This is a genomic window from Stenotrophomonas sp. 85239_Sma, from assembly GCF_056481725.1.
In genome coordinates this window covers 686,009-709,479 of the sequence record NZ_CM151163.1, presented here as the reverse complement: position 1 = coordinate 709,479, position 23,471 = coordinate 686,009, and the positions used below count along the sequence as shown (strand labels likewise).

Sequence of the window (23,471 nt, the reverse complement as noted above, 5' to 3'; positions counted from 1 at the left end):
CACGGCGATCGGCGCTACCCTGCGTCGATGAACCGGCTTCCCTTCCTGCTGTTGCTGCTGGCGTTGTGTTCGGCCTCGGGCGTTGTCCATGCGCAGTCTCCACGCTTGAACCGCTGCAGCGACGCGCAGGGGCAGAGCGTGTATACCGACCGCCCCTGCGACAGCGTCGGCGCCCGGTCGCGATTGCCTCCGCCCATGCCCACCGGCAGCACCCTGCCGCGCGACACCCTGGGTGCGCGCTGCCCACGGCGCCTGAGCGAGCTGGTGGAGGCACTGCGCGCCGGCATCGTCAGCAACGATGTGAACCGGCTGTCCTCGCTGTACCTATGGGGTGTGGTCTCCGATGCCGGTGCGCAGCGCATCCTCGGCCAGTTGGAATCGCTGGCGCGGCGGCCGCTGGTGGACGTGGTGCCGGTGTATCCGCGGCAGGCGCAGGACGCCGTGGAGGATGAAGGTGAAATCCCTGCCGCGCAGGGATCGGACCCTGAGCCGCCCGCGGCACGGCATCCGGTCGGCCTGCGCCTGGAGCAGACCTTGCCCGGCAGTGTGTCGCGCGCGTCGACCGTGCTGGGGTTGCGGCGGCAATACGGGTGTTTCTGGATCACGTTGTGATCGGGAGGGGTCGGATCCCTTTCCAGCGGAAAGGGCGCTGACCCCGGATCTCGGCCATGGGGTCAGAGCACTGCTGCGCAGGGATCTGACCCCGCGTGCGAGGCGTTACGCCGGCCACAACCCACGGATGGCAGCGATGCCCTGCCCTCCATGGCGACGCGCTTCGGCGATATGGCCGGCGGCCATCCCGCCCAATGCGTAGATCGGCAGTGACACCTGCGCGCGCAGTTCGGCGAAGGCCTCCCAGCCCAGCGGCGTCGCCTCGGGATGGCTGGCCGTGGCCTGCACCGGGCCGAGCACCGCGAAGTCGCAGCCCAGCCGCTGCGCTGCCTGCAGCTGCTCCAGGTCGTGGCAGGACGCGGCGACCAGCTGCCCTTCCGGCAAGGGCCGTTCCTGCAGGGCCAGCACTTGTTCGCTGCCCAGGTGCACGCCCACGCCCAGTGTGCGCGCCAAGGCGATGTCGCGGTTGAGCAGCCATTGCACGTCGCGGCGATGCGCGCGCACGGCCTGTTCGATCATGGACTGCCGCTGCGGATGTTCCGGCGGCAGGCGTAGCTGGATGCGCTTCTGCCCGGCCGCCACCGCCCGGTGCAGCTGCTCGTGCCACTGCTGCACGCCTGCGGTGTCGTCAGCCGGTGCCGGCGTGATCAGGTAACAGTCCGGTTGGCGCAATGCGGCCACCACCGGCAGGTCGGCCGGTGGCATCGAATAGCGGGCCAGCTTGTCCTGCGCCACCCAGGTGATCGCCTGGCCTTCGCGCCCGCGCGGGGTGCCCTTCCAGCTGCGCACGTGACGCACCTCCAGGGTCAGGTGCTTGTCCGGATAGCGCTGCGGCACATCCATCAGCCAGGGCCCGACATCAGCCTCGATGCCCAGCTCTTCGCGCAGTTCACGCACCAGCGCCTGCTCGGAGGTCTCGCCGGATTCGCGCTTGCCGCCGGGGAACTCCCACAGGCCGGCCATGTCGCGGTTCTCGGTACGGCGGTTGAGCAGCACGCGGCCACGGGCGTCGGTGATGACGGCGGCCACGACATGGATCGATCGGGAGGGGGAAACCATGGGGCCAGCATGCCCAGAACAGGGCGGCCAGCGCAATCACGAATCCGGGCCGGATCCGCCGCTGCAGAACAAAAGGCCCCGCTTGCGCGGGGCCTTTCGGGATCAGCTCAGCTGGCCGTGGCAGTGCTTGTACTTCTTGCCACTGCCGCACGGGCATGGATCATTGCGGCCGATCTTCGGCTCGTCGCGCTGCAGCGTGGCCACACCCTGCTGCGCGGCTTGGACCTGCGCGGCCTCCTCGTCGGCGCTGTAACCACCCGCATCCTGGTGCTGGAACTGCGACTGGCTCAGGCGCGCCTGCGCCTGCTGGCGCTCGGCCGCTTCCAGGGCCTGCACTTCCTCGTCGCTGCGGATGCGCACGCGGGCCAGCAGGGTCACCACTTCGCGCTTGACGTTCTCCAGCATGTCCGAGAACAGTTCGAAGGCTTCCTTCTTGTATTCCTGCTTCGGCTGCTTCTGCGCGTAACCACGCAGGTAGATGCCCTGGCGCAGGTAATCCATGCGCGCCAGGTGCTCCTTCCAGCTCTGGTCCAGCACGGTCAGCATCACGTGCTTCTCCAGCGCACGCATGGTCTCTTCGCCCAGGCCAGCTTCCTTCTCGGCGAAATGCTGGTTGACCCGCTCCTGGACCTTGGTGGCGATGGCCTCGGCGTCCAGCTCTTCGTGTTCCTTGACCAGGTCGGTCAGCGACATCTGCAGGCCGAAGTCCGACTCCAGGGTCGCTTCCAGGCCGCGCAGGTCCCACTGTTCGTCGATCGAGTTCGGCGGCACGAAGCGCGCAACGATGTCGAAGATCACGTCGTCGCGGATGCCGTCGACATTTGCCTTCACCGACTCGGCATCCAGCAGCTCGTCGCGCTGGGCGTAGATCACCTTGCGCTGGTCGTTGTTGACGTCGTCGAAGTCCAGCAGGTTCTTGCGGATGTCGAAGTTGTGGGCCTCGACCTTGCGCTGCGCCTTCTCGATCTGGCGGCTGACCAGGCGGTCCTCGATGACGTCATCTTCCTTCATGCCCATCATGCGCATGGCCTTCTGCACCCAGTCGGAGGCGAAGATGCGCATCAGGTTGTCTTCCAGCGACAGGTAGAAGCGGGACGAACCCGGGTCACCCTGGCGGCCCGAACGGCCACGCAGCTGGTTGTCGATACGACGCGATTCATGCCGCTCGGTGCCGACGATGTGCAGGCCGCCCGCGGCCTTCACTGCATCGTGGCGCTTCTGCCATTCGGCCTTGACTGCGGCCTTCTGCTCGTCGGTCGCGTCCTCGCCCAAGGCGTGGATCTCGGCTTCCAGCGAGCCACCCAGCACGATGTCGGTACCACGGCCGGCCATGTTGGTGGCGATGGTCACGGCGGCCGGACGGCCGGCATTGGCGACGATGGTCGCTTCGCGGTCATGCTGCTTGGCGTTGAGCACTTCGTGCTTCACGCCGGCCTTGCTCAGGTGCTCGGACAGCATTTCCGAGGTTTCGATCGAGGTGGTACCCACCAGCACCGGCTGGCCGCGCTTGGCGCACTCTTCGATGTCGGCCAGCACCGCATTGAACTTGCCCTTGCGGTTGAGGAACACCTGGTCCGGGCTGTCCTTGCGGATGGTCGGGCGGTTGGTCGGGATCACCACCACTTCCAGGCCGTAGATGCTCTGGAATTCGAACGCTTCGGTATCGGCCGTACCGGTCATGCCGGACAGCTTCTTGTACATGCGGAACAGGTTCTGGAAGGTGATGCTCGCCAGCGTCTGGTTCTCGCGCTGGACCGGCACGCCTTCCTTCGCTTCCACCGCCTGGTGCAGGCCGTCGGACCAGCGGCGGCCGGCCAGGGTACGGCCGGTGAATTCGTCGACGATGACCACTTCGCCGTCGCGCACGATGTAGTCCACGTCACGCTGGTAGATCGCGTGCGCACGCAGGGCGGCATTGAGGTGGTGCACGACGGTCAGGTTCTGCGCCGCGTACAGGCCTTCGGTCTCGCCGTCGAGGATGCCGGCCTCGACCAGCAGCTGCTCGGCGTGCTCCATGCCCGCTTCGGACAGGTGCACCTGCTTGCCCTTCTCGTCCACCCAGAAGTCACCCTCGCCGTCCTCCGCTTCCTGCTTGACCAGGTGCGGCACGACGCGGTTGACGCGGATGTACAGCTCCGGGGAATCATCGGCCGGGCCGGAGATGATCAGCGGGGTACGCGCTTCGTCGATCAGGATGGAGTCGACCTCGTCGACGATGGCGTAGTGCAGGCCGCGCTGGTAGCGGTCGGCCTTGGACAGCGCCATGTTGTCGCGCAGGTAGTCGAAGCCGAATTCGTTGTTGGTGCCGTAGGTGATGTCGGCCGCGTACGCTTCGCGCTTGTCGCTGTGCGGCATGCCCGGGTACACCACGCCCACGCTCAGGCCCAGCCAGTTGTACAGCTTGCCCATCTGCGCGGCATCGCGGCGGGCCAGGTAGTCGTTCACGGTGACCACGTGCACGCCCTTGCCTTCCAGCGCGTTGAGGTACACCGGCAGGGTCGCCACCAAGGTCTTGCCTTCACCGGTGCGCATTTCTGCGATCTTGCCCAGGTGAAGCACCATGCCGCCGATCAGCTGCACGTCGTAGTGGCGCATGCCCAGCACGCGGCGACCGGCTTCGCGGCAGACCGCGAACGCTTCCGGCAGCACCTTGTCCAGGGCTTCGCCGCCGGCGATGCGCTGCTTGAACTCCGGCGTCTTGGCCTGAAGCTGCTCGTCGGAAAGCTTCTCGATCTCCGGTTCCAGCGCATTGATCTTGGCGACGATGCGGTTGAGCTGGCGCAGCTGTCGTTCGTTACGACTGCCAAATACGCGGGTAAGCAGGCTGTTGATCATTGAAGGAACCGGGTTGGATGGACACGACGCCCGGCCTCCCCCTTGGGATCCGTCCGCCGCAAACGAAACAGGGCGCCTGGCGCCCTGTCGATGGCAACACCCATTGTAGCTTGGGACGGCCGGCTGAGGTTTCAAGCGCCAATCCGGTCGCAATCGCCCCGGATTCGGCAAAGAAACACGGATGCGGGGCCGGATCCCTTTCGCCGTGGCGAAAGGGCTCTGACCCCAGCCCTCAACCGCATCGGGTCAGAGCCCTTCCGCGGCGCGGAAGGGATCCGTCCCGGGGATCAGCCGCGGCGGATCCGGCCGACCGGCGTGTTGCCGCCGTCGCCGAGGAACTTGCGCGGGTTGACCACGTTGCCGTTTTCCCACACCTCGAAGTGCACGTGGGCACCGGTCGAGCGGCCGGTGGAACCGGCCTTGGCCACTTCCTGGCCGGCACGGACAAGATCACCGGCCTTCACCACCAGGCGCGAATTGTGCGCGTAGCGGGTGACATAGCCATTGCCGTGGTCGACATCGACGACATTGCCGTAGCCGCCCTTCACACCGGCGAAGCTGACCACGCCTTCGGCCACGGCCATCACCGGGTCACCGACCCTGGCGTGGAAGTCCATGCCCTTGTGGGTGGCGGCACCGCGGCCGAACGGGTCGGCACGGGTGCCGAAACCGGAGGTCACGTAGCTGTTGCGGATCGGCATGCGCGACGGCACGGCGTTCTGCTGCAGCTGGTGGTCGAACATCAGCGATTCCATCACCGACAACTGGCGGCCTGAAGCAGCGAAGCGCTGCTCCAGCACCTGTAAGTCAGCGTTGACGTCCTTGACCGGAATGTCGCTGGCCGGGCCGCCGGCGTCGCCGTCACCGAGACCGGGGGTCTCGTTGAAGTCGAACTCGCCGTCTTCCAGCTTGCCCATCTGGGTCAGCCGTTCGCCGAGGGCGTTGAGGCGGGTAGCCTGGGCCTGCAGTTCGCCGAGACGGGCAGCCAGCGCGTTGACCTGGGTCTGCGCATCGCGCTTGACCTTGGCCAACTCCGCGTCCTGGCGTTCGACCTTGGCCTGCAGGCGCGAATCATTCAGCGCACTGGCGCCAATGCCGCCGGCAAGGCCGATAATGCAGCCCACCCCGAGCACGCTGCCCAGCAGGGCGCGGGGGCGGTCCTCGAAATAGAACCGCAAACGCGCGATAGGCGACGCCTTGGCCTGTCCTTCACGCGTTTTGATTACGATCTTTTTGAATGCCATCAGTGAGTTTTCATGTCTGAGCCGAAATCCAGCGTTCGCCCCGCGTCAGTGCCGAAACCGGCGCTGGATGCGGTGATGGCGGACAAAAGCGGGAACCCGCTGCGGCGTGCCTTGTGGCTCGACGCGCTGGACCGTCAGTTGCGCCCCCAGTTGCCGCCACCTCTGCGCAGCCGTTGCCGGCTGGCCAATGTGGACGGGGAACACCTCGTTTTTCTCGTCGAATCCCCGGTCTGGCATGCCAAGTTGCGGCTTGCCGAAGCCCAGTTGCTCGACGCGGCCCGTTCCATCGGGCTGAAGGCCACCAGGGTGACCATCAAGACTGCGTCCACCACTCCCTCACGCTCCCCAGCGATCGACAACCGGAATGGCCCCCACGCAGTTTCAGCCGCCACGCACAAAGGGCTACGCGACGCCTTGGCTTGCCTGCAGGACATTCCCTCGAAGCCGAAGAAACGGTCCTGATGGCAACGGAGCATCCGGCTCCGCTCCCCGTCGCGCGTGTCACCACGGCGTGAAACATTTCGGGGGCCGGGTCGCATCCTAGCTGCCATCCGGGGGCCTGTCGTTAGATTCGAGTTAAAACTTCGTTAAATTCAGGCTTCGGATCCAACAGGTTCACAAAACCGTGACCTTGAACCGGCCTTGACGCGTTTCAAGCGTGCTGAAGGCGTCGCTGGCGCCGGAAACAGCAACGCCGCCCAGAGAGGCGGCGTTTTACTCTTGAAATTCAACAACCTAAAGGATCAGGCGTAGGCCGGGGTGGCATATTCCACCGGATCCGGGGTAGCCGGCGAGTCGAAGCTGACCCATTCCCAGGCGCTGGCGTCGGCCATCAGGGCCCGCACCAGCTTGTTGTTGAGTGCATGGCCGGATTTGAAGCCTTCGTAGGCACCCAGCACCTGGCCACCGGCCAGGTAGAGGTCGCCGATGGCGTCAAGGATCTTGTGGCGCACGAATTCGTCGGCGTAGCGCAGGCCGTCTTCGTTCAGCACGCGGAACTCGTCCAGCACGATGGCGTTGTCCATCGAACCGCCCAGGCCCAGGTTGCGTTCGCGCATGTATTCCAGGTCGCGCATGAAACCGAAGGTGCGCGCGCGGGAGATTTCCTTGGTGTAGGCCAGCGTCGAGAACTCGATTTCCTGGCGCGACTGCTTGGCCGGGATCATCGGGTGGTCGAACTGGATGGTGAAGCCCAGCTTGTAGCCCTCGTACGGGGTGAAGCGGGCCACTTTGTCGCCCTCGGTCACTTCCACGGTCTTCAGCACGCGGATGAAGCGCTTGGGCGCATCCTGTTCCACGATGCCCGCCGACTGCAGCAGGAACACGAACGGGCCGGCCGAACCGTCCATGATCGGCAGCTCGGCCGAGGACAGTTCAACGATGATGTTGTCCACACCCAGGCCGGCCAGCGCCGACATCAGGTGTTCGACGGTCTGGATCTTGGCGTCGTTGCAGGTCAGGCCGGTGCACAGGGTCACTTCGGTGACCAGCTCGGCCTTGGCCGGCACTTCCACGACCGGGTCCAGGTCCACGCGGCGGAACACGATGCCATGGTTGACCGGTGCCGGGCGCAGGGTCATGTAGACCTTGTCACCACTGTGCAGGCCAACGCCGGTGGCGCGGATCGTGTTCTTGAGGGTGCGTTGCTGGATCATGGGGGATGGACCGGAAGTGACACATTAGATTAACACGCACGCTCCCCTACCCTGGCTGAAACGCCAGGCAACGCCGCCGGCAGGACACGCCGGCGCATCGGCAGGACGCGCGTGAAGCAGGGCGGCCGGGCCCATCCTGGCCCGGCGCCCGCGTTTTCAGGACATGGTGGCGCAACCCGGGGAGGACAACCCCGGGCCGCCCCGCTTAGTCCGCCTGGCGGCGCAGGAACGCCGGGATGTCCAGGTAGTCGTTCGGCAGTTCCGCAGCCGCCGGGGCCGAAGCGGCCGGGGCCGACGGAGCGGACGCCGCCGCGGTGTCGCTGCTGGCACGACGCAGGCCCAGGCCCATGCCGCCCACGGCCTTGGACACGGCGTCGCCACCGTTGTCGAAGTCACCGAACTCCGGCTGCCCGGTGGTGGCGTTGCGGACCAGCTTGATCGGAGCGCGCTCGCCCGGACGCTGGGTCTTGCTGGCCGACACGCGGTTCAGGCCGGTGGCGACCACGGTCACGCGCACTTCGTCCTGCATGTCCGGATCCAGCACGGTACCGACCACCACAGTGGCGTCTTCGGATGCGAAGCCATCGATGGTGCGGCCGATCTCGTCGAACTCGGCCATGGTGAAGTCGGCACCGGCGGTGATGTTGACCAGGATGCCGTTGGCGCCGGCCAGGTTCACGTCGTCCAGCAGCGGGTTCTGGATCGCCGATTCGGCAGCGGCCTGGGCGCGGTCATCGCCACGGGCGGTGCCGGTACCCATCATCGCCAGGCCCATTTCGGACATGACGGTGCGCACGTCGGCGAAGTCGACGTTGATCAGGCCCGGACGCACGATCAGGTCGGCGATGCCCTGCACGGCGCCCTGCAGCACGTCGTTGGCAGCGCGGAAGGCCTGGATCATGGTTGCGTTGCGGCCCAGCACGGTGATCAGCTTCTCGTTCGGGATGGTGATCAGCGAGTCGCAGTGCTGGCTCAGTTCCTCGATGCCCTTCAGCGCCACCTGCATGCGGCGACGGCCTTCGAACGGGAACGGCTTGGTGACCACGGCCACGGTCAGGATGCCCATTTCCTTGGCCAGCTGTGCCACCACCGGCGCAGCGCCGGTGCCGGTGCCACCGCCCATGCCGGCAGTGATGAACACCATGTCCGCGCCCTGCAGCGCGTCCATGATGCGCTCACGGTCTTCCAGCGCGGCCTGGCGGCCGACTTCCGGGTTCGCGCCTGCGCCCAGGCCCTTGGTCACGTTGGTACCCAGCTGCAGCTGCAGCTTGGCACCACAATTCTTGATGGCCTGCGAATCGGTGTTGGCGGTGATGAATTCCACGCCATCCACCGCCGAGTTGACCATGTGCGCCACGGCATTGCCGCCGCCGCCGCCCACGCCAACCACCTTGATCACCGCATTGGGTGCCATCTTTTCGATCAGTTCAAAATGCGCCATGTCCGTGTCCTCGTTGTATCCGCTTTGGCTGGCATGGGCATTCGGGCGTCCTGCCGTCCTGCTGCATGCCGACGTCGCGGCTGTGTGGGTTGTGTGTTGCCGGTGTTGCGTTGTGATGCGGGTACTGCGGGTGTTACGCCCGGGCGATGCCCGGTTTACGGGCTCCGCGTCAGAACTCGCCGCGGAACCAGGTCTTGAGTTTCTTGAACATGCTTCCAGCACGCCCGGTCGGCAGCGACGGCCGCCGCGGGTGCTCGATCTGGCTGCCCATCAGCAGCAGACCCACGCCGGTGGCGTGCACCGGGTTGCCGACCACTTCGCCCAGGCCGGTGACGTGCTGCGGGATGCCCACGCGCACCGGCATCTGCAGCATTTCCTCGGCCAGTTCCACCACGCCTTCCATCTTCGAAGCACCACCGGTCAGCACCATGCCGGCGCGCACCAGTTCCTCGAAGCCGGAACGGCGCAGTTCGGCCTGCACCATCTCGAAGATTTCCTCGTAGCGGCCCTGCACGGCCTGCGCCAGCGAATGGCGCGGCATGCGGCGTGGCGGGCGATCGCCCACCGACGGTACCTGGATGCTCTCCTCGGCCGTGGCCAGCTGGGCCAGGGCGCAGGCGTAGCGCACCTTGATCTGCTCGGCTTCCGGGGTCGGGGTACGCAGCATGTGCGCGATGTCGTTGGTCACGTGGTCGCCGGCGATCGGCAGCGAGGCGGTATGGCAGATCGCACCCTGCACGAACACGGCGATGTCGGTGGTGCCGGCGCCCATGTCGACCAGCACCACGCCCAGCTCGCGCTCGTCGGCGGTCAGCACCGCCACGCTGGAGGCCAGCGAGGACAGCACCAGATCGTCCACCTGCAGGCCGCAGCGCTGCACGCACTTGCTGATGTTGGCCGCGGCCGACTGCGCGCACACCACCAGGTGCGCATGCACTTCCAGGCGCACGCCGGTCATGCCGACCGGGTTGCGGATGCCTTCCTGCGAATCGTCCAGCACATACTCACGCGGGATCGCGTGCAGGATCTTCTGGTCGGCCGGGATTGCCACCGCCTTGGCCGCGTCGAGCACGCGATCCAGGTCGCCCCAGGTCACTTCGCCGTCGCGGATCGGCACGATGCCCGGCGAGTTCTTGCACTGCACGTGGTTGCCGGAAATCGAGGCGTACACCGAGCGGATCTCGCAGCCGGCCATCAGCTCGGCTTCTTCCACCGCGCGCTGGATCGACTGCACGGTCGATTCGATGTCCACCACCACGCCACGCTTCAGCCCGCGCGATTCGTGCGAGCCGATGCCGATCACTTCGATCGGGTTGCCCGGCGAATACTCGCCCACCAGCGCCACCACCTTGGAGGTGCCGATGTCCAGGCCAACGATCAGCGATTTGTCACCCTTGCGATTCATGTCCTTTCCTGCGTGCTTCTGGCCGGGGTCGCCGGCGTTTTCGCCGGCGTGGCCGGGGTACCCCAGCTCAGCGTGAAACCATTGGTGTAACGGAGGTCGGCGCGCTCGATCGGCGCGTCCTGGCGGTTGAGCTGCGGCAGCACCTTGACGAAGCGCTGCATGCGCGAGCGCGCGTCGTCGCGGCCGACCACCACTTCGGTGCCGTTGCTCAGCACCAGCGACCAGCTGCCGCGTGCGTCCATCGTCACCCGGCGCACATCGACGCCGGCCGGTGCGAACAATGCACGCGAGTCGCTGTACAGCTTCATCACTTCTGCGGTCTGGCTGTCCGGGCCATCCAGTTCGGGCAATGCCAGGTCGGACAGTTTCTTCGGCGTGGGGAACAGCTTGCCCTGCTCGGAAACCAGGCGATCAGTGCCCCAGCGCGCGAACGGCTTGTGCTCGACCAGCGTCACTTCCAGCACGTCCGGCCACTGTTTGCGGACCTGCGCGCTTTCCACCCACGGCAGCTTTTCCAGGGCGTCCTGCGCGTCCTGCAGCTTGACCGCGAAGAAGCCAGCGCGCGCATACGGCAGCAGCACCTGCTGCAGCTGTTCGGCCGGCACCCGCTTGAATTCACCATGCACGCGCAGCTTCGCCAGCGGCCAGCGCTCGGCGCCGACCCAGCCATTGACCACGGCCACCACCGGCAGTGCAACCACCGACAGCGCCAACAGCCAGACGAAGATGCGCAGCACCGCGTTCATGCGTGCGAGGCCTCCAGGGTCTGTTCCAGCACGCGCCACACCAGTTCCTCGAAACCGATGCCGGCCTGGCGGGCCGCCTTGGGCACCAGCGAATGGCTGGTCATGCCCGGCGCGGTGTTCACTTCCAGCAGGAAGAAACGCCCGCTGGCACGATCGCGCATCACGTCCACGCGGCCCCAGCCGCGGCAGCCAGCGGCGCGGAACGCGGCCAGCGCGATGCGGCGGATCTCTTCTTCGTCGTCACCGTCCAGGCCCGGGCACAGGTACTGGGTGTCTTCGGCGATGTACTTGGCGTTGTAGTCGTACCACTGGCCCTTGGGCACGATGCGGATCGACGGCAATGCGACGTCGCCGAGGATGGCCACGGTCAGTTCGTCGCCGACCACCATCTGCTCCATCAGCAGCTGGCCGTCGTAGCGCGCGGCCAGGGCCACCGCTTCGTCCAGGCCGGCGTCATCGGTGACCCGGCTGATGCCCACGCTGGAGCCTTCGTTGGCCGGCTTCACCACCACCGGCAGGCCGAGTCCGGCGGCATTGGCGTGCACGTCCTCGGCAGTGACCTTGCGGTACTGCGGCGTCGGCAGGCCCAGCGACAGCCACACCTGCTTGGTGCGGATCTTGTCCATGCTCAGCGCCGAACCCAGCACGTTGGAGCCGGTGTACGGCACGCCGAAGGCGTCCATCAGGCCCTGCACGATGCCGTCCTCGCCGCCACCGTTGTGGCCGTGCAGGATGTTGAACACGCGGTCGATGCCACCAGCAGCGAGCGCCTTTGCCAGCGCCGGAATGCCGTCCACCGCGAACGCATCGACGCCACGCGACTGCAGGGCTTCGAGCACGTTGCGGCCCGAGTCCAGCGACACCTCGCGTTCGCTGGAACTGCCGCCGAGCAGCACGGCGACGCGGCCGAACCCGCCCGGGTCGGTCACGCGCAGCGGCGGGAAGGTCAGCGTGCTCACGCCTGGCCCTCCCCCTTGAAACCTTCCACCGCGATATGGGTGGCCACGGCACCGATGTCACCGGCGCCCATCATCAACAGCAGGTCACCGTCCTGCAGCACGTCGGGCAACACGCTGGCCAGCTCGGCAGCCTTGCCCACCACCACCGGCTCGCTGCGACCGCGCGCGCGGATGGCACGGGCCAGCGCATGCGAGTCGGCACCGGCAATCGGTTCCTCGCCGGCCGGATAGACCTCGCTCAGCACCAGCGCATCGACGCTGGACAACACTGCGGCGAACTTGTCGAACTGGTCGCGGGTACGGCTGTAGCGGTGCGGCTGGAAGGCCACCACCAGGCGCTTGTCGGCCCAGCCACCACGGGCGGCGGCGAACACCGCTTCCAGCTCACTCGGGTGATGCCCGTAGTCGTCGATGATGCGGACCTTGGCGCCGCTGGCGGTGGTCACCTCGCCCAGATCGTTGAAGCGACGGCCGACACCGGCAAACCCTTCCAGCGCGCGTGCGATGGCATCCGGTGCCACGCCCAGCTGCCAGCCCACCGCAGCGGCGGCCAGCGCGTTGAGTACGTTGTGCTTGCCCGGCAGCGCCAGCACCACTTCCTGGCTGGTGCCCTGCGGCAGGCGCAGGGTGAAGCGCATGCGCGAACCTTCCTGCACCACGTTCTCGGCGCGCACGTCGGCCTGCGGGCTCATGCCGTAGCTCATCACGTGGCGCGGGGTCTTGGCAGCCAGTGCCGCCACTTCCGGATCGTCGATGCACAGCACCGCCAGGCCATAGAACGGCAGGCGCTGCAGGAACTCGGCGAACGCCGCCTGCACGCGGGCGAAGTCGTTGCCGTAGTTTTCCAGGTGGTCGGCATCAATGTTCGTGATGATCGACATCAGCGGGTTCAGGCGCAGGAAGCTGCCATCGCTTTCGTCGGCCTCGGCCACCAGCCACTGCCCACCGCCCAGCTTGGCGTTGGCACCGGCGGCCAGCAGCTGGCCACCGATCACGAAGGTCGGGTCCAGGCCACCTTCGCTCAGCACCGCAGCGGTCAGGCTGGTGGTGGTGGTCTTGCCATGGGTACCGGCCACCGCGATGCCACGGCGGAAGCGCATCAGCTCGGCCAGCATCGCCGCACGCGGCATGATCGGAATGCGCTGGCTGCGCGCCTCCATCAGTTCCGGGTTGTCTTCGCGGATGGCACTGGAGACCACCACGCAGTCGGTGCCCAGCACGTTGGCCGCGGAGTGGCCGCGCATGATGCGCGCCCCCAGGCTGGCCAGGCGGCGGGTCGCCACGTTGTCGGCGTTGTCCGAGCCGGACACTTCATAGCCCAGCGTCAGCATCACTTCGGCGATACCGCTCATGCCGGTGCCGCCGATGCCGACGAAATGTACGCGCGGGAACGCGCGCACCAGGTCGTTTGTGTCGTGCAGGCGACGGATCATGCGCGGCCTCGCGCAGGGCAGGCGCGGTGGCAGGCCTTCTTCATACAGCTTCCTCGAGAATGATATCGGCGATGCGCTCGGCGGCATCGACCTTGGCCAGGGCACGCGCGGCTTGCGCCATCTGCATGCGGCGGGCGGGATTTTCGGACAGATCGCGCAGCAGTGCGGCAATGCCGTCGGCCAGCGTTCCGTCCTGCTTCAGCAAAACCGCCGCGCCGCGCTCGACCAGGTACTCCGCATTGCGGGTCTGGTGATCGTCAACGGCAGCGGGGAATGGCACCAGCACGCTGCCGACACCGGCCGCGCACAGCTCGGCCAGCGTGGACGCGCCGGAGCGGCATACGACCAGGTCGGCCCAGGCAAAGGCCGCGGCCATGTCCGCGATGAACGGCGTGATTTCAGCCTGCACACCCGCCTTGGCGTAAGCCTCGACCGCTTCGGCATGCATTTTCTCGCCGCTCTGGTGGCGCACCTGCACCGGCACGTCGGTGCCCAGCGCGGCAATCGCCTGGGGCACGCCGGTGTTGAGCGCACGTGCACCCTGGCTGCCGCCCACCACCAGCACGCGCAGCGGACCGTGACGGTCGGCGAAGCGGCGTTCCGGCGGCGCGATGGCGGCGATCTCGGCACGCACCGGGTTGCCGACGAACTCCTCGCGCTTGGCGAAGGTGCCCGGGAAACCGGTCAGCAGGCGGCGCGCATAGCGCGACAGGATACGGTTGGTCAGGCCCGGTGCACGGTTCTGCTCATGCACGATCAGCGGCAGGCCATGCAGGCGCGTGGCCATGCCACCGGGGCCGGAGGCGAAGCCACCAAACGCGACCACCGCACGCGGCTGGCGCTTGCGGATGATCATCCCCGCAGCCCGCAGCGCACGCATCAGCCGCCACGGTGCGGCCAACAGGGCCAGCTTGCCCTTGCCGCGCAGCCCGGTGATGGCCAACGTATCGATGGCAATGTCGTGCTGCGGCACCAGGCGGGTTTCCATCGCGCCGGCGGCGCCCATCCAGGTCACCGGCACGCCGCGCTGGCGCAGCACACGTGCCACAGCCAGGCCGGGGAAGATATGGCCGCCGGTGCCACCGGCCAGGATCATCACCGGCCGCTCGCTATGGGTGGCTGCGCTCATGACAGCCTCCCGAAGGTCGGTTCGATGCGTGACTGCAGGCGGCTGGTGCCACGTGCGGCGTTCGCTGCAGCGGATGCGGAAGCGGATGCGGCAGGCTCGGCACTCTTCGGCACGCCGACGCCCACCGCAGCGCCGGGCTCGTCCATCGGCCCGGCAGCGGCGTCTTCGGCGCCACCGATGCGCACGGCCTGGCGGCGCTCGGCACGCTTGAGTTCATACGACACGCGCAGCAGCAGGCCCATCGCCACGCAGGTCATCAGCACCGACGAACCGCCGGACGAGATCAGCGGCAGGGTCAGGCCCTTGGTCGGCAGGATGCCCAGGTTCACGCCGATCGAGACGAAGGTCTGCATGCTGATCCACAGGCCGATGCCGAACGCGATGTAGCCGGAGAAGTGGCGCTTCATTTCCACGCAGCGCATGCCCAGCCAGAAGGTGCGGCCGACCAGCAGCGCGTACAGCGCCACGATCACGCAGGTACCCAGGAAGCCGAACTCCTCGGCGGTGACCGAGAAAATGAAGTCGGTATGCGCTTCCGGCAGGTAGTAGAGCTTCTGCACGGAGTTGCCCAGGCCGACGCCGGTCCATTCACCACGGCCGACCGCCATCAGCGCGTTGGACAGCTGGTAGCCGTCGCCCTGCTGGTCGGCCCACGGGTCCAGGAAGGAGGTGATGCGGCGCATGCGGTACGGCTCGATGATCGCCAGCGCGCTCATGCCGACCAGGCCGATGATCACCGGCATCGACATGCGCGGCATGTTCACCCCACCCAGCACCAGCATGCCGGCGGTGATCGCCAGCAGCAGGGTCGACGAACCGAAGTCCGGCTGCAGCAGCAGCAGCACCACCAGCGCACCGGCCACGCCCAGTGGCTTGAGCATCGCCGGCCAGGTCGCGTTGACCTCGTCGCGGAAGCGCACCAGGTAGCTGGACAGCCAGACGATGTAGAGCACCTTCACCGCTTCGACCGTCTGGAACTTGGAAATGCCCAGGTTGATCCAGCGGCGCGCACCGTTGACCGTGCTGCCCAGGCCCGGCGCGAACACCGCCAGCAGCAGCACGAAGCAGCCCAGCAGCAGCATCTGGTTGTAGTGCTCGATCGACTTCAGCTCGGTGCGGGCGGCAATGACCGCCAGCACGATGCCCACCGCCAGGAAGATCAGGTGGCGGTTGAGGTAGTAGAACGGGCTGCTCATCAGTGCGATCGAGCTGGACGCCACCATCACCACGCCAACACCGGTGAGCGCGATGATCGCGCCCAGCAGCCACTTGTCGTAGCTGCCTTCGATGGCTTCAAGGCGTGTTGCCTGGCGGGACAGGTCGTTCATCTCAGCGCACCTTCAACGTGGCCAGGCCGATCAGCACGAGCACGACGGAGATGATCCAGAAGCGCACGATCACGCGCGGCTCCGGCCAGCCCTTCAGTTCGAAATGGTGGTGGATCGGCGCCATGCGGAACACGCGCTTGCCGGTCAGCTTGAACGAAGCGACCTGGATCATCACCGACAGCGTTTCGACGACGAACACGCCGCCCATGATCACCAGCACCAGCTCCTGGCGGGTGATCACCGCGATCGTGCCCAGTACTGCGCCCAGCGCCAGCGCGCCGATGTCGCCCATGAACACCATGGCCGGATAGGTGTTGAACCACAGGAAGCCCAGGCCCGCACCGGCGATGGCCGCGCAGATGATGACCAGCTCGCCGGCGCCCGGAATCTGCGGGATCTGCAGGTAGTTGGCGAACACCACGTTGCCCGAGGCGTAGGCGAACACGCCCAGCGCGCAGGCCACCAGCACGGTCGGCATGATCGCCAGGCCGTCCAGGCCGTCGGTCAGGTTCACCGCGTTGGAGAAGCCGACGATCCAGAAGTAGGCGATGGCCACGAAGCCGATGCCGGCCAGCGGCAATGCAATCGACTTGAACATCGGGATGTAGAAGGTCAGCGCCGCCGGCACGTCGGCGGTGTAGAACAGGAACAGGCCCGCGGCCAGGCCGAAGATCGACTGCAGCAGGTACTTCCAGCGCGACTTCAGGCCGTTCGGGTCGCGGCGGACGATCTTGATCCAGTCGTCATACCAACCGATGGCGCCGAAGCACAGCATCACCGCCAGCACCAGCCACACGTAGCGGTTGCGCAGGTCGGCCCACATCAGCACCGACAGGGTGATGGTGAGCAGGATCAGCGAACCACCCATGGTCGGCGTGCCGGCCTTGGAGAAATGGGTCTGCGGACCGTCCTTGCGGATCGGCTGGCCGCCCTTGAACTGGGCAAGCTTGCGGATCATCGCCGGGCCGAGCCACAGCGACAGGAACAGGGCCGTCAGCGCGGCGAGGATGGCGCGGAACGTCTGGTAGTTGAACAGCCCGAACAGGCTCTCCAACTGCTGCAACCATCGAGCCAGTTCATACAACATGCGGGGATTCCTCTCCTTGCGCCAGCAGCGCTTTGACGATCAGGTCCATGGCACTGCCACGGGAACCCTTGACCAGGCAGCGCACACCAGCGTGCAACTCATCCTGCAGCGCCTGTGACAGCGCACCATGGGTAGCGAAATGGCGACCACCGTCACCGAAGGTGGCGGCAGCAGCGGCGCTGAGCGGACCCAGCGCATACAGGCGCTTCAGGCCAGCGGCGCGCGCGCGGAGTCCGGCCTGCGCATGCAGCGCCTCGGCATCCGGGCCCAGCTCGCGCATGTCGCCCAGCACCAGCCAGCCCTCTTCCGGGGCAGCGGCCAGCGCATCGATGGCCGCCGCCAGCGAACCGGGGTTGGCGTTGTAGCTGTCGTCTACCAGCACCGCGCCGTTGCGCAGCTGATGGGCAATCTGGCGACCCGGCACCGGCTGCGCTTCGGCCAGGCCAGCGGCAATCAGCGCCAGGTCGACACCAGCGGCCAACGCCAGGCTGGCAGCGGCCAGCGCGTTGCTGACGTTGTGGCGCCCCGGCAGGCCCAGCACCACGCGGGTCTCGCCAGCAGGCGTGACCAGGGTGAACTGGCTGCCCTGCGCACCGGCGCGGATATCGCGCGCGGTCACGTCCGCCGAGTGTTCCAGGCCATAACGCAGCACGCGGCAGCGCGCCGGGGTGCTGATGAAATGCTGTTCGAACCAGCGGCCATAGGCATCGTCGGCATTGATCACCGCAACGCCATCGGCCGGCAGCGCGGCATAGATCGCGCCCTTGGTCACTGCCACGCCGAGCAGGCTGCCCATGCGTTCCAGGTGCGCCGGAGCGATGTTGTTGACCAGTGCATACCGCGGGCGGGCGATGTCGGTCAGGTAGGCGATGTCGCCCGGCTTGCCAGCACCCATCTCGTAGACGGCGTAGTCGGCATCTTCCGGCGCATCGATCACTGCCAGCGGCAGGCCGATCTCGTTGTTGCGGTTGCCCGGGTTGGCATAGACCACCCTGTGCGCCTGCTGGGCCACCTGCTGCAGGATCGACAGCAGCAGGCTCTTCACGCTGGTCTTGCCATTGCTGCCGGTGACCGCGAACACCTCGGTACCGCGGTCACGCTGCATGCCGGTGGCGATCTTCGCCAGTGCCAGTTCGCTGTCGGCCACCAGCACCTGCGGCAGTTCGATCGGCAGCAGGCGTTCGACCAGCAGCGCGCTGGCACCGCGCGCCTGCGCGTCGGCGGCGAAGTCATGGCCGTCGAAGCGCTCGCCGCGCAGCGCCACATACAGGCTGCCCGAGCCCAGGTTGCGGGTGTCATTGCTGACCGCATCGATGGCCACGTCATCGCCATGGATCTCGCCGCCGGCCCAGTGCGCGATCAGCGAAAGCAGGGTGCGCTTCATGCGATGCCCTCCCCGGCCTGGGCCGCCAGCACACCGGCCTTGGCAGCCAGTGCGGCAGCGGCCACTTCGGTGTCGTCGAAGTCATGGCGCACGCCATTCACTTCCTGGTACGGCTCGTGGCCCTTGCCGGCGATCAGGATGATGTCGCCGGCGCCGGCACGCTTCACCGCCAGGCCGATCGCACGCGCGCGGCTGCGCTGCACGGTCACGGCATCGGCGTTCTGGAAGCCGGCCAGGATGTCGGCCACGATCACGTCGCCATCCTCGCCACGCGGGTTGTCGTCGGTGACGATGACCTGGTTGGCCAGGCGCTCGGCGATCGCCGCCATCTGCGGGCGCTTGCCGGTATCGCGCTCGCCACCGCAGCCGAACACGCAGAACAGCGCGCCGTGCAGGTGGCCCTGCAGGCTGTCCAGCGCCTGTTCCAGCGCATCCGGGGTATGTGCGTAATCGACCACCACGGTCGGCAGGCCGTCTTCGCCGCCCAGGCGGTTCATGCGGCCGCGGATCGGCTGCAGCGCCGACAGCACTTCGGCGATGCGCGGCAGCGGCTGGCCCTGCGCATGCAGGGTTCCGGCCACCGCCAACAGGTTGTCCACGTTGAAGCGGCCCAGCAGCGGCGACTGCACCGCCGTGCGCTGGCCGTCGATGACCAGCTCGAAGGCAATGCCACGGCCGTCCAGCTGCAGCGCCTCGGCGCGCACGCTGGCGTCGCTGGCACCGCGCGAGCTCAGGCCGATCGGCTGCACGCCCGCCGGCAGGCCGGCGAACAGCTGGCGACCGAACGCGTCGTCAAGATTGATCACGGCAGCTTTCAGGCCCGGACGATGGAACAGCCGCGCCTTGGCCGCGCCGTAGCTGGCCATGTCACCGTGGTAATCCAGATGGTCGCGGGTGAGGTTGGTGAACACCGCCACGTCGTAGTGCACGGCATCCACGCGGCCCTGGTCCAGCGCGTGCGAGCTGACTTCCATTGCCACCGCGCGCGCACCGGCGTCGCGCAGCTGCGCCAGCAGCGCATGCATCTGCAGCACCAGCGGCGTGGTGAAGCCGGTCGGTTCGACCGAGCCATAAAGTCCGGCGCCCAACGTGCCGATACTGCCACTGGGCGTTCCGAGCAGGTGCCAGGCCTGGGCCAGCAGCTGCACGGTGGAGGTCTTGCCGTTGGTGCCGGTCACGCCCACCATCGCCATCGCCCGCGACGGTGCGCCATGGAACTGGTCGGCCATCGCGCCCATGCGCGCGCGCAGCCCCGGCACGGCGATCGCATCGGCCGGTGCCGGCAGCTCGGCAGGTGCCGGCGGTTCGAACAGGATGGCACTGGCCCCCGCGGCGCGCGCCTGCTCGACAAAGCCCAGGCCATGCGCGCCAAAACCGGCGATGGCAACGAAGGCATTGCCGGGGCGCACGGCACGGCTGTCCAGCACCAGGCCGGTCAGAACGGGGTCATGGCCCGCCAGGGCCACGTCCGGAAGCAACTGCGAAAGCAACATCGAAGGACTCATTGCGTGCCTCCCGTAGCGGGCGGCGTCTGGGCTTGCGCGCTCGGCAGCGCAGCATCGAATTCGGCAGCGGCATCGACCGGCAGCGCGGTCTCGGCCGGCGGCGCCGGCAGGATCGAGGCCGAATGGCCGACCTTGCCCGACTGCTGTGCGGCCAGCCACGACTGCAGGTCGTCCAGCGGCACGTCCATCAGGCGCAGGGTGCCTTCCATCACGTTGTGGTAAACCGGGGCCGACACCAGGCCGCCGTAGAACTTGCCGGCCTGCGGGTCATTGATGACGATGACGGTGGCGAAACGCGGGTTGGTGGCCGGCACCACGCCGGCGAACAGCGCGTTGTAATGGCCGCGCTCATAGCCGCCCGGGCCGGCCTTGCGCGCGGTGCCGGTCTTGCCGGCCACGCGGTAACCCAGCACCGCCGCCTGCTTGGCGCCGCCCTGGGTGACCACCGTTTCCATCATCGCCACCACCTGCCGGGCGACGTTCTCGTCGATGATCTGCTGGCCTTCGTTGCGCTGGCCCTTGACGAAGGTCGGCGCGATCAACTTGCCGCCGTTGGCCAGCGCCGAGTACGCCGTGGCGATCTGCAGCGGCGTGACCGACAGGCCGTAGCCATAGGACATCGTGGTCTTGGTGGTGCCCGACCAGCGTGCCGGACGCATCACCACACCGGCCGATTCACCCGGGAAGCCGCTGTGCGGCGCCGAGCCATAGCCGAAGCGGCGCACGCCGTCATAGAAGGTCTGGTCCGGCATCTTCGCCGCGACCTTGGCTGCACCCACGTTCGAGCTGCGGGTGATCACGCCGGTCACGTTCAGCACACCGTTGTTGCGCGGCACGTCGCGGATGGTGAAACGCCCCAGGGTCATGTAACCCGGGTTGGTGTCGATGATGGTGTCCTTGGTCACCGCACCGGCCTGCAGCGCGGTGGCGATGGTCAGCGGCTTCATCGTCGAACCCGGCTCGACCAGGTCGGTCACCGCACGGTTTCGGCGCGTATCGGGGAGCGCGCCGGTCAGCGAATTCGGGTTGTAGGTCGGCAGGTTGACCATGGCCAGGATCTCGCCGGTGGTCACGTCCATGATCACCATCGAACCGCCGGCTGCCTTGTTGGCCACCAGCGCGTTGCGCAGTTCCTTGAAGGCCAGGTACTGGATGCGGCGATCGATGCTGAGGGTCAGGTCCTTGCCCGGTTCGGCGGCGCGCAGCAGATCGCTCTCGACCGTCTCGCCCTTGCGGTTGCGGATCACCCGCTTGGCACCGGCCTTGCCGCGCAGCCATTCGTCGAACGCCAGTTCCAGGCCCTCCTGGCCGCGGTCGTCGATGTTGGTGAAGCCCAGCACGTGTGCCATCGCTTCGCCCTGCGGGTAGAAGCGGCGGAACTCGCGCTGCGCGGCCACGCCCGGAATCTTCAGCGCGACCACCTTCTCTGCCTCGTCCGGATTGATCCGGCGGCGCAGGTACATGAATTCCTTGTCCGACTTCTGCGACAGGCGGCTGCTCAGCTCATCCACCGACATGCCGACCGCCTGGGCCAGCTCCGGGATGCGCTCGGGCGAACGCAGCAGGTCCTGCGGGTTGACCCAGATCGAGGCGACCGGCGTGGACACCGCCAGCGGCTCGCCGTTGCGGTCGGTGATCATGCCGCGCGAGGTCTTGATCGGCAGCTCGCGCAGGTAACGGGCCTCGCCCTGGCGCTGGTAGAAATCGCTGTTGATGATCTGCACGTAAGCCGCACGGCCAACCAGCGACACCGAGCACAGGCCGAGCGCCAGCGCCACCCAGCGCAGGCGCTGGCGCAGGTTGAAGGCATTGCGCGGGCGGTTGCGGCCGGTCTTGCTCATGGCCGCACCACCACGATGTCGGCGGCCTCGGGGAACTTCATGCCCAGCTTCTCGCGGGCGATGCGGTCCACGCGGTTGGCTTCGGCCAGGGTCGCCTGTTCCAGCTGCAGGCGGCCGAATTCGAGATTGATGTCATCGCGCTTGCGTTCAGCGCGCGAGAGCTCGATGAACGTCTGCCGATGGCGGTGACGCACGAACACGACGCCGATCGCCGAGGCCACGGTGCAGGCCAGCAGGATGATCAGCAGCAGCCGGCTCATGCGTCGGCCTCCCGCTTCTGTGCCACGCGCAGCACGGCGCTGCGGGCACGCGGGTTGGCCGCCAGTTCTTCGTCGGTGGCCTTGATGGCCCCGCCGATCAGATGCAGGGTCGGCACGAACACCGCCGCCTCGGGCAGGCGGCGGTTGGCCGGCGGCGCCTTGGCCAGGCGGTTCATGTACTGCTTGACGATGCGATCTTCCAGCGAGTGGAAGCTGATGATCGCCAGGCGGCCACCGGGCTTGAGCCGCTCCACCGCCGCATCCAGCCCGGCTTCCAGATCGGCCAGCTCGCGGTTGATGTGGATGCGGATGGCCTGGAAGCTGCGCGTGGCGGGGTGGATCTTGTCTTTGCCACGCGGCATCACCGAGGCGATCAGCTCGGCCAGCTCGGCGGTACGCGAGAACGGCTGCTTCTCGCGGCGGGCCACGATGGCGCGGGCGATGCGCCGGCTCTGCCGCTCTTCGCCGTAGGTCCACAGCACATCGGCGATCTCGCGCTCTTCAACGCGGTTGATCCACTGCGCGGCACTTTCACCACTGTCCGGATCCATGCGCATGTCCAGCGGGCCGTCCTTGCCGAAGCTGAAGCCACGTTCGGCCACATCCAGCTGCGGCGAGGACACGCCGAGGTCGAACAGCACGCCGTCCAGGCCTTCAGCCGTCGCATCCCACTGCAGCAGCTGGGCGAAGCTGCCACGGAAGATGGACACGCGCGGGTCCGGCGCGAAATCGCGCTCGGCAACGGCGATGGCTTCCGGATCCTTGTCCATGACCAGCAGGCGCCCCTCGGGACCGAGCTGGGTAAGCACGCCACGTGCATGACCGCCACGACCGAACGTGCCATCCAGATAACGTCCGTTTTCGATCACCCTCAGGCCTTCAAGGACCTGGGTGTACAGGACCGGCAGATGCACCGCCGGCGACTGCGACACCGGAAGGTGACCGGCCTGCGCTTCTGGGCGCATCCGGGCACCCCGGCTCACAACTTCAGGTCGAGCAACCCATCACCCAGATCCTCGTCAGACAACGTCTGCTGGATCAGGGCCCGATGCGCCTGCTCGCTCCACAATTCGAACTTGTCGCCCATACCGAGCAATACCGCCTTCTTTTCAATGCCCACCGCACCGCGGTGGCTGGCGGGGATGCTGATGCGACCGTTGCCGTCCAGCTCCAGATGGGCGGCCGAGCCGACCAGCTTCTGCTGCAACAGGCGCACGACGCGCTGGGTGTTGGGCTTGGACATCACATCGTCGCGGACCCGCTCCCATTCCGACTCTGCGTACAGCCACAGGCAGCCGGCTTCGAACGGGTTGTAGGTCAACACGAGACGGTTGTTGCTGGCGCGCGCGACGAGGTCGCGATAAGCGGTGGGAACCGCCATGCGCCCTTTGTCGTCAACTGTGATGGCCGTCTCGCCCTGGAACACGACGCCTGCACCTTGTCCTTCGCCCGGTGAAACATTGAACCACGAAAACCCACAAAACACCCGGATTTCCCTCTGATGCCCACCTTAGCAGCGGCCCAAGGGTTGTCAACAACTTTTCCGCA

At 67.2% G+C, this 23,471-nt stretch carries 19 protein-coding genes and 1 pseudogene; 2 read left to right on the top strand and 18 right to left on the bottom strand.

Annotated features, from left to right (window positions below; translation table 11 throughout):
- Positions 1–27: 27 nt before the first annotated feature.
- The gene (locus ACYKG1_RS03160) at positions 28–612 is read left to right on the top strand and encodes a DUF4124 domain-containing protein (RefSeq protein WP_478471836.1); all 585 of its coding nucleotides are present in this window, start codon (positions 28–30) and stop codon (positions 610–612) included.
- A gap of 105 nt (positions 613–717) precedes the next feature.
- Here ACYKG1_RS03160 and ACYKG1_RS03155 read toward each other — a convergent pair whose 3' ends face one another.
- The 3 genes from ACYKG1_RS03155 to ACYKG1_RS03145 all read right to left on the bottom strand — a co-directional run bounded on the left by ACYKG1_RS03155 (position 718) and on the right by ACYKG1_RS03145 (position 5,750).
- The gene (locus ACYKG1_RS03155) at positions 718–1,671 is read right to left on the bottom strand and encodes a Nudix family hydrolase (RefSeq protein WP_478471835.1); all 954 of its coding nucleotides are present in this window, start codon (positions 1,669–1,671) and stop codon (positions 718–720) included.
- 102 nt (positions 1,672–1,773) lie between these two features.
- On the bottom strand, positions 1,774–4,506 hold the full coding sequence (secA, locus tag ACYKG1_RS03150) for a preprotein translocase subunit SecA (protein WP_100471294.1): 2,733 nt from the start codon (positions 4,504–4,506) through the stop codon (positions 1,774–1,776).
- 287 nt (positions 4,507–4,793) lie between these two features.
- A complete protein-coding gene (locus ACYKG1_RS03145; protein WP_100471293.1) occupies positions 4,794–5,750 on the bottom strand; it encodes a M23 family metallopeptidase in 957 nt (318 codons plus the stop codon).
- A 12-nt stretch (positions 5,751–5,762) separates the two neighbouring features.
- Between ACYKG1_RS03145 and ACYKG1_RS03140 the strand changes: the two genes are divergently transcribed.
- Positions 5,763–6,212 carry a DciA family protein gene (locus tag ACYKG1_RS03140; RefSeq protein WP_014035989.1) on the top strand — a complete coding sequence of 150 codons (450 nt, stop codon included), beginning with the start codon at positions 5,763–5,765 and terminating at the stop codon, positions 6,210–6,212.
- Between the two features lie 281 nt (positions 6,213–6,493).
- Here ACYKG1_RS03140 and lpxC read toward each other — a convergent pair whose 3' ends face one another.
- The 15 genes and pseudogenes from lpxC to mraZ form a co-directional block, all read right to left on the bottom strand.
- Positions 6,494–7,405, bottom strand: a complete 912-nt coding sequence (gene lpxC, locus ACYKG1_RS03135; RefSeq protein WP_008267619.1) for a UDP-3-O-acyl-N-acetylglucosamine deacetylase — start codon at positions 7,403–7,405, stop codon at positions 6,494–6,496.
- 205 nt (positions 7,406–7,610) lie between these two features.
- Positions 7,611–8,846 (bottom strand): cell division protein FtsZ, encoded by a 1,236-nt coding sequence (ftsZ, locus tag ACYKG1_RS03130; protein ID WP_100471292.1) that lies wholly within the window; start codon positions 8,844–8,846, stop codon positions 7,611–7,613.
- A 169-nt stretch (positions 8,847–9,015) separates the two neighbouring features.
- Positions 9,016–10,251, bottom strand: coding sequence for a cell division protein FtsA (gene ftsA / locus ACYKG1_RS03125; protein WP_005408083.1), 1,236 nt, complete (start codon positions 10,249–10,251; stop codon positions 9,016–9,018).
- A gap of 68 nt (positions 10,252–10,319) precedes the next feature.
- Positions 10,320–10,997: pseudogene (locus ACYKG1_RS03120) on the bottom strand (cell division protein FtsQ/DivIB); the annotation flags it as partial.
- The gene (locus ACYKG1_RS03115; RefSeq protein ID WP_478471833.1) at positions 10,994–11,956 is read right to left on the bottom strand and encodes a D-alanine--D-alanine ligase; all 963 of its coding nucleotides are present in this window, start codon (positions 11,954–11,956) and stop codon (positions 10,994–10,996) included. The pseudogene ACYKG1_RS03120 and the gene ACYKG1_RS03115, both read right to left, overlap by 4 nt.
- On the bottom strand, positions 11,953–13,389 hold the full coding sequence (murC, locus tag ACYKG1_RS03110) for a UDP-N-acetylmuramate--L-alanine ligase (protein ID WP_014035986.1): 1,437 nt from the start codon (positions 13,387–13,389) through the stop codon (positions 11,953–11,955). The genes ACYKG1_RS03115 and murC overlap by 4 nt, the downstream gene beginning before the upstream one ends.
- 40 nt (positions 13,390–13,429) lie before the next feature.
- On the bottom strand, positions 13,430–14,518 hold the full coding sequence (gene murG / locus ACYKG1_RS03105) for an undecaprenyldiphospho-muramoylpentapeptide beta-N-acetylglucosaminyltransferase (protein WP_478471831.1): 1,089 nt from the start codon (positions 14,516–14,518) through the stop codon (positions 13,430–13,432).
- Positions 14,515–15,846 (bottom strand): putative lipid II flippase FtsW, encoded by a 1,332-nt coding sequence (gene ftsW, locus ACYKG1_RS03100; RefSeq protein WP_478471829.1) that lies wholly within the window; start codon positions 15,844–15,846, stop codon positions 14,515–14,517. The genes murG and ftsW overlap by 4 nt, the downstream gene beginning before the upstream one ends.
- Position 15,847: 1 nt before the next feature.
- Complete coding sequence (gene mraY / locus ACYKG1_RS03095) at positions 15,848–16,933, bottom strand: phospho-N-acetylmuramoyl-pentapeptide-transferase (protein ID WP_100471288.1); 1,086 nt, start codon at positions 16,931–16,933, stop codon at positions 15,848–15,850.
- The gene (locus ACYKG1_RS03090; protein WP_478471827.1) at positions 16,923–18,317 is read right to left on the bottom strand and encodes a UDP-N-acetylmuramoyl-tripeptide--D-alanyl-D-alanine ligase; all 1,395 of its coding nucleotides are present in this window, start codon (positions 18,315–18,317) and stop codon (positions 16,923–16,925) included. The genes mraY and ACYKG1_RS03090 overlap by 11 nt, the downstream gene beginning before the upstream one ends.
- Complete coding sequence (locus ACYKG1_RS03085; RefSeq protein WP_100471286.1) at positions 18,314–19,822, bottom strand: UDP-N-acetylmuramoyl-L-alanyl-D-glutamate--2,6-diaminopimelate ligase; 1,509 nt, start codon at positions 19,820–19,822, stop codon at positions 18,314–18,316. Before ACYKG1_RS03085 ends, ACYKG1_RS03090 begins: the two co-directional genes overlap by 4 nt.
- A complete protein-coding gene (locus tag ACYKG1_RS03080) occupies positions 19,819–21,663 on the bottom strand; it encodes a peptidoglycan D,D-transpeptidase FtsI family protein (RefSeq protein ID WP_100471285.1) in 1,845 nt (614 codons plus the stop codon). The genes ACYKG1_RS03085 and ACYKG1_RS03080 overlap by 4 nt, the downstream gene beginning before the upstream one ends.
- On the bottom strand, positions 21,660–21,923 hold the full coding sequence (gene ftsL / locus ACYKG1_RS03075; RefSeq protein WP_005415286.1) for a cell division protein FtsL: 264 nt from the start codon (positions 21,921–21,923) through the stop codon (positions 21,660–21,662). Before ftsL ends, ACYKG1_RS03080 begins: the two co-directional genes overlap by 4 nt.
- The gene (gene rsmH / locus ACYKG1_RS03070; RefSeq protein ID WP_262083337.1) at positions 21,920–22,888 is read right to left on the bottom strand and encodes a 16S rRNA (cytosine(1402)-N(4))-methyltransferase RsmH; all 969 of its coding nucleotides are present in this window, start codon (positions 22,886–22,888) and stop codon (positions 21,920–21,922) included. Before rsmH ends, ftsL begins: the two co-directional genes overlap by 4 nt.
- Positions 22,889–22,902: 14 nt before the next feature.
- Complete coding sequence (mraZ, locus tag ACYKG1_RS03065; RefSeq protein ID WP_004143635.1) at positions 22,903–23,349, bottom strand: division/cell wall cluster transcriptional repressor MraZ; 447 nt, start codon at positions 23,347–23,349, stop codon at positions 22,903–22,905.
- Positions 23,350–23,471: the final 122 nt, after the last annotated feature.

Coding starts and splice junctions, on each gene's coding strand:
- lpxC (WP_008267619.1), bottom strand. CDS start 7,405: ATGATCCAGCAACGCACCCTCAAGAACACGATCCGCGCCACCGGCGTT.
- ftsZ (WP_100471292.1), bottom strand. CDS start 8,846: ATGGCGCATTTTGAACTGATCGAAAAGATGGCACCCAATGCGGTGATC.
- murG (WP_478471831.1), bottom strand. CDS start 14,518: ATGAGCGCAGCCACCCATAGCGAGCGGCCGGTGATGATCCTGGCCGGT.
- ACYKG1_RS03155 (WP_478471835.1), bottom strand. CDS start 1,671: ATGGTTTCCCCCTCCCGATCGATCCATGTCGTGGCCGCCGTCATCACC.
- ACYKG1_RS03140 (WP_014035989.1), top strand. CDS start 5,763: ATGTCTGAGCCGAAATCCAGCGTTCGCCCCGCGTCAGTGCCGAAACCG.
- secA (WP_100471294.1), bottom strand. CDS start 4,506: ATGATCAACAGCCTGCTTACCCGCGTATTTGGCAGTCGTAACGAACGA.
- ACYKG1_RS03145 (WP_100471293.1), bottom strand. CDS start 5,750: ATGGCATTCAAAAAGATCGTAATCAAAACGCGTGAAGGACAGGCCAAG.
- mraY (WP_100471288.1), bottom strand. CDS start 16,933: ATGTTGTATGAACTGGCTCGATGGTTGCAGCAGTTGGAGAGCCTGTTC.
- murC (WP_014035986.1), bottom strand. CDS start 13,389: ATGATCCGTCGCCTGCACGACACAAACGACCTGGTGCGCGCGTTCCCG.
- ftsL (WP_005415286.1), bottom strand. CDS start 21,923: ATGAGCCGGCTGCTGCTGATCATCCTGCTGGCCTGCACCGTGGCCTCG.
- ftsA (WP_005408083.1), bottom strand. CDS start 10,251: ATGAATCGCAAGGGTGACAAATCGCTGATCGTTGGCCTGGACATCGGC.
- ACYKG1_RS03085 (WP_100471286.1), bottom strand. CDS start 19,822: ATGAGTCCTTCGATGTTGCTTTCGCAGTTGCTTCCGGACGTGGCCCTG.
- rsmH (WP_262083337.1), bottom strand. CDS start 22,888: ATGCGCCCAGAAGCGCAGGCCGGTCACCTTCCGGTGTCGCAGTCGCCG.
- ftsW (WP_478471829.1), bottom strand. CDS start 15,846: ATGAACGACCTGTCCCGCCAGGCAACACGCCTTGAAGCCATCGAAGGC.
- ACYKG1_RS03090 (WP_478471827.1), bottom strand. CDS start 18,317: ATGAAGCGCACCCTGCTTTCGCTGATCGCGCACTGGGCCGGCGGCGAG.
- ACYKG1_RS03160 (WP_478471836.1), top strand. CDS start 28: ATGAACCGGCTTCCCTTCCTGCTGTTGCTGCTGGCGTTGTGTTCGGCC.
- ACYKG1_RS03080 (WP_100471285.1), bottom strand. CDS start 21,663: ATGAGCAAGACCGGCCGCAACCGCCCGCGCAATGCCTTCAACCTGCGC.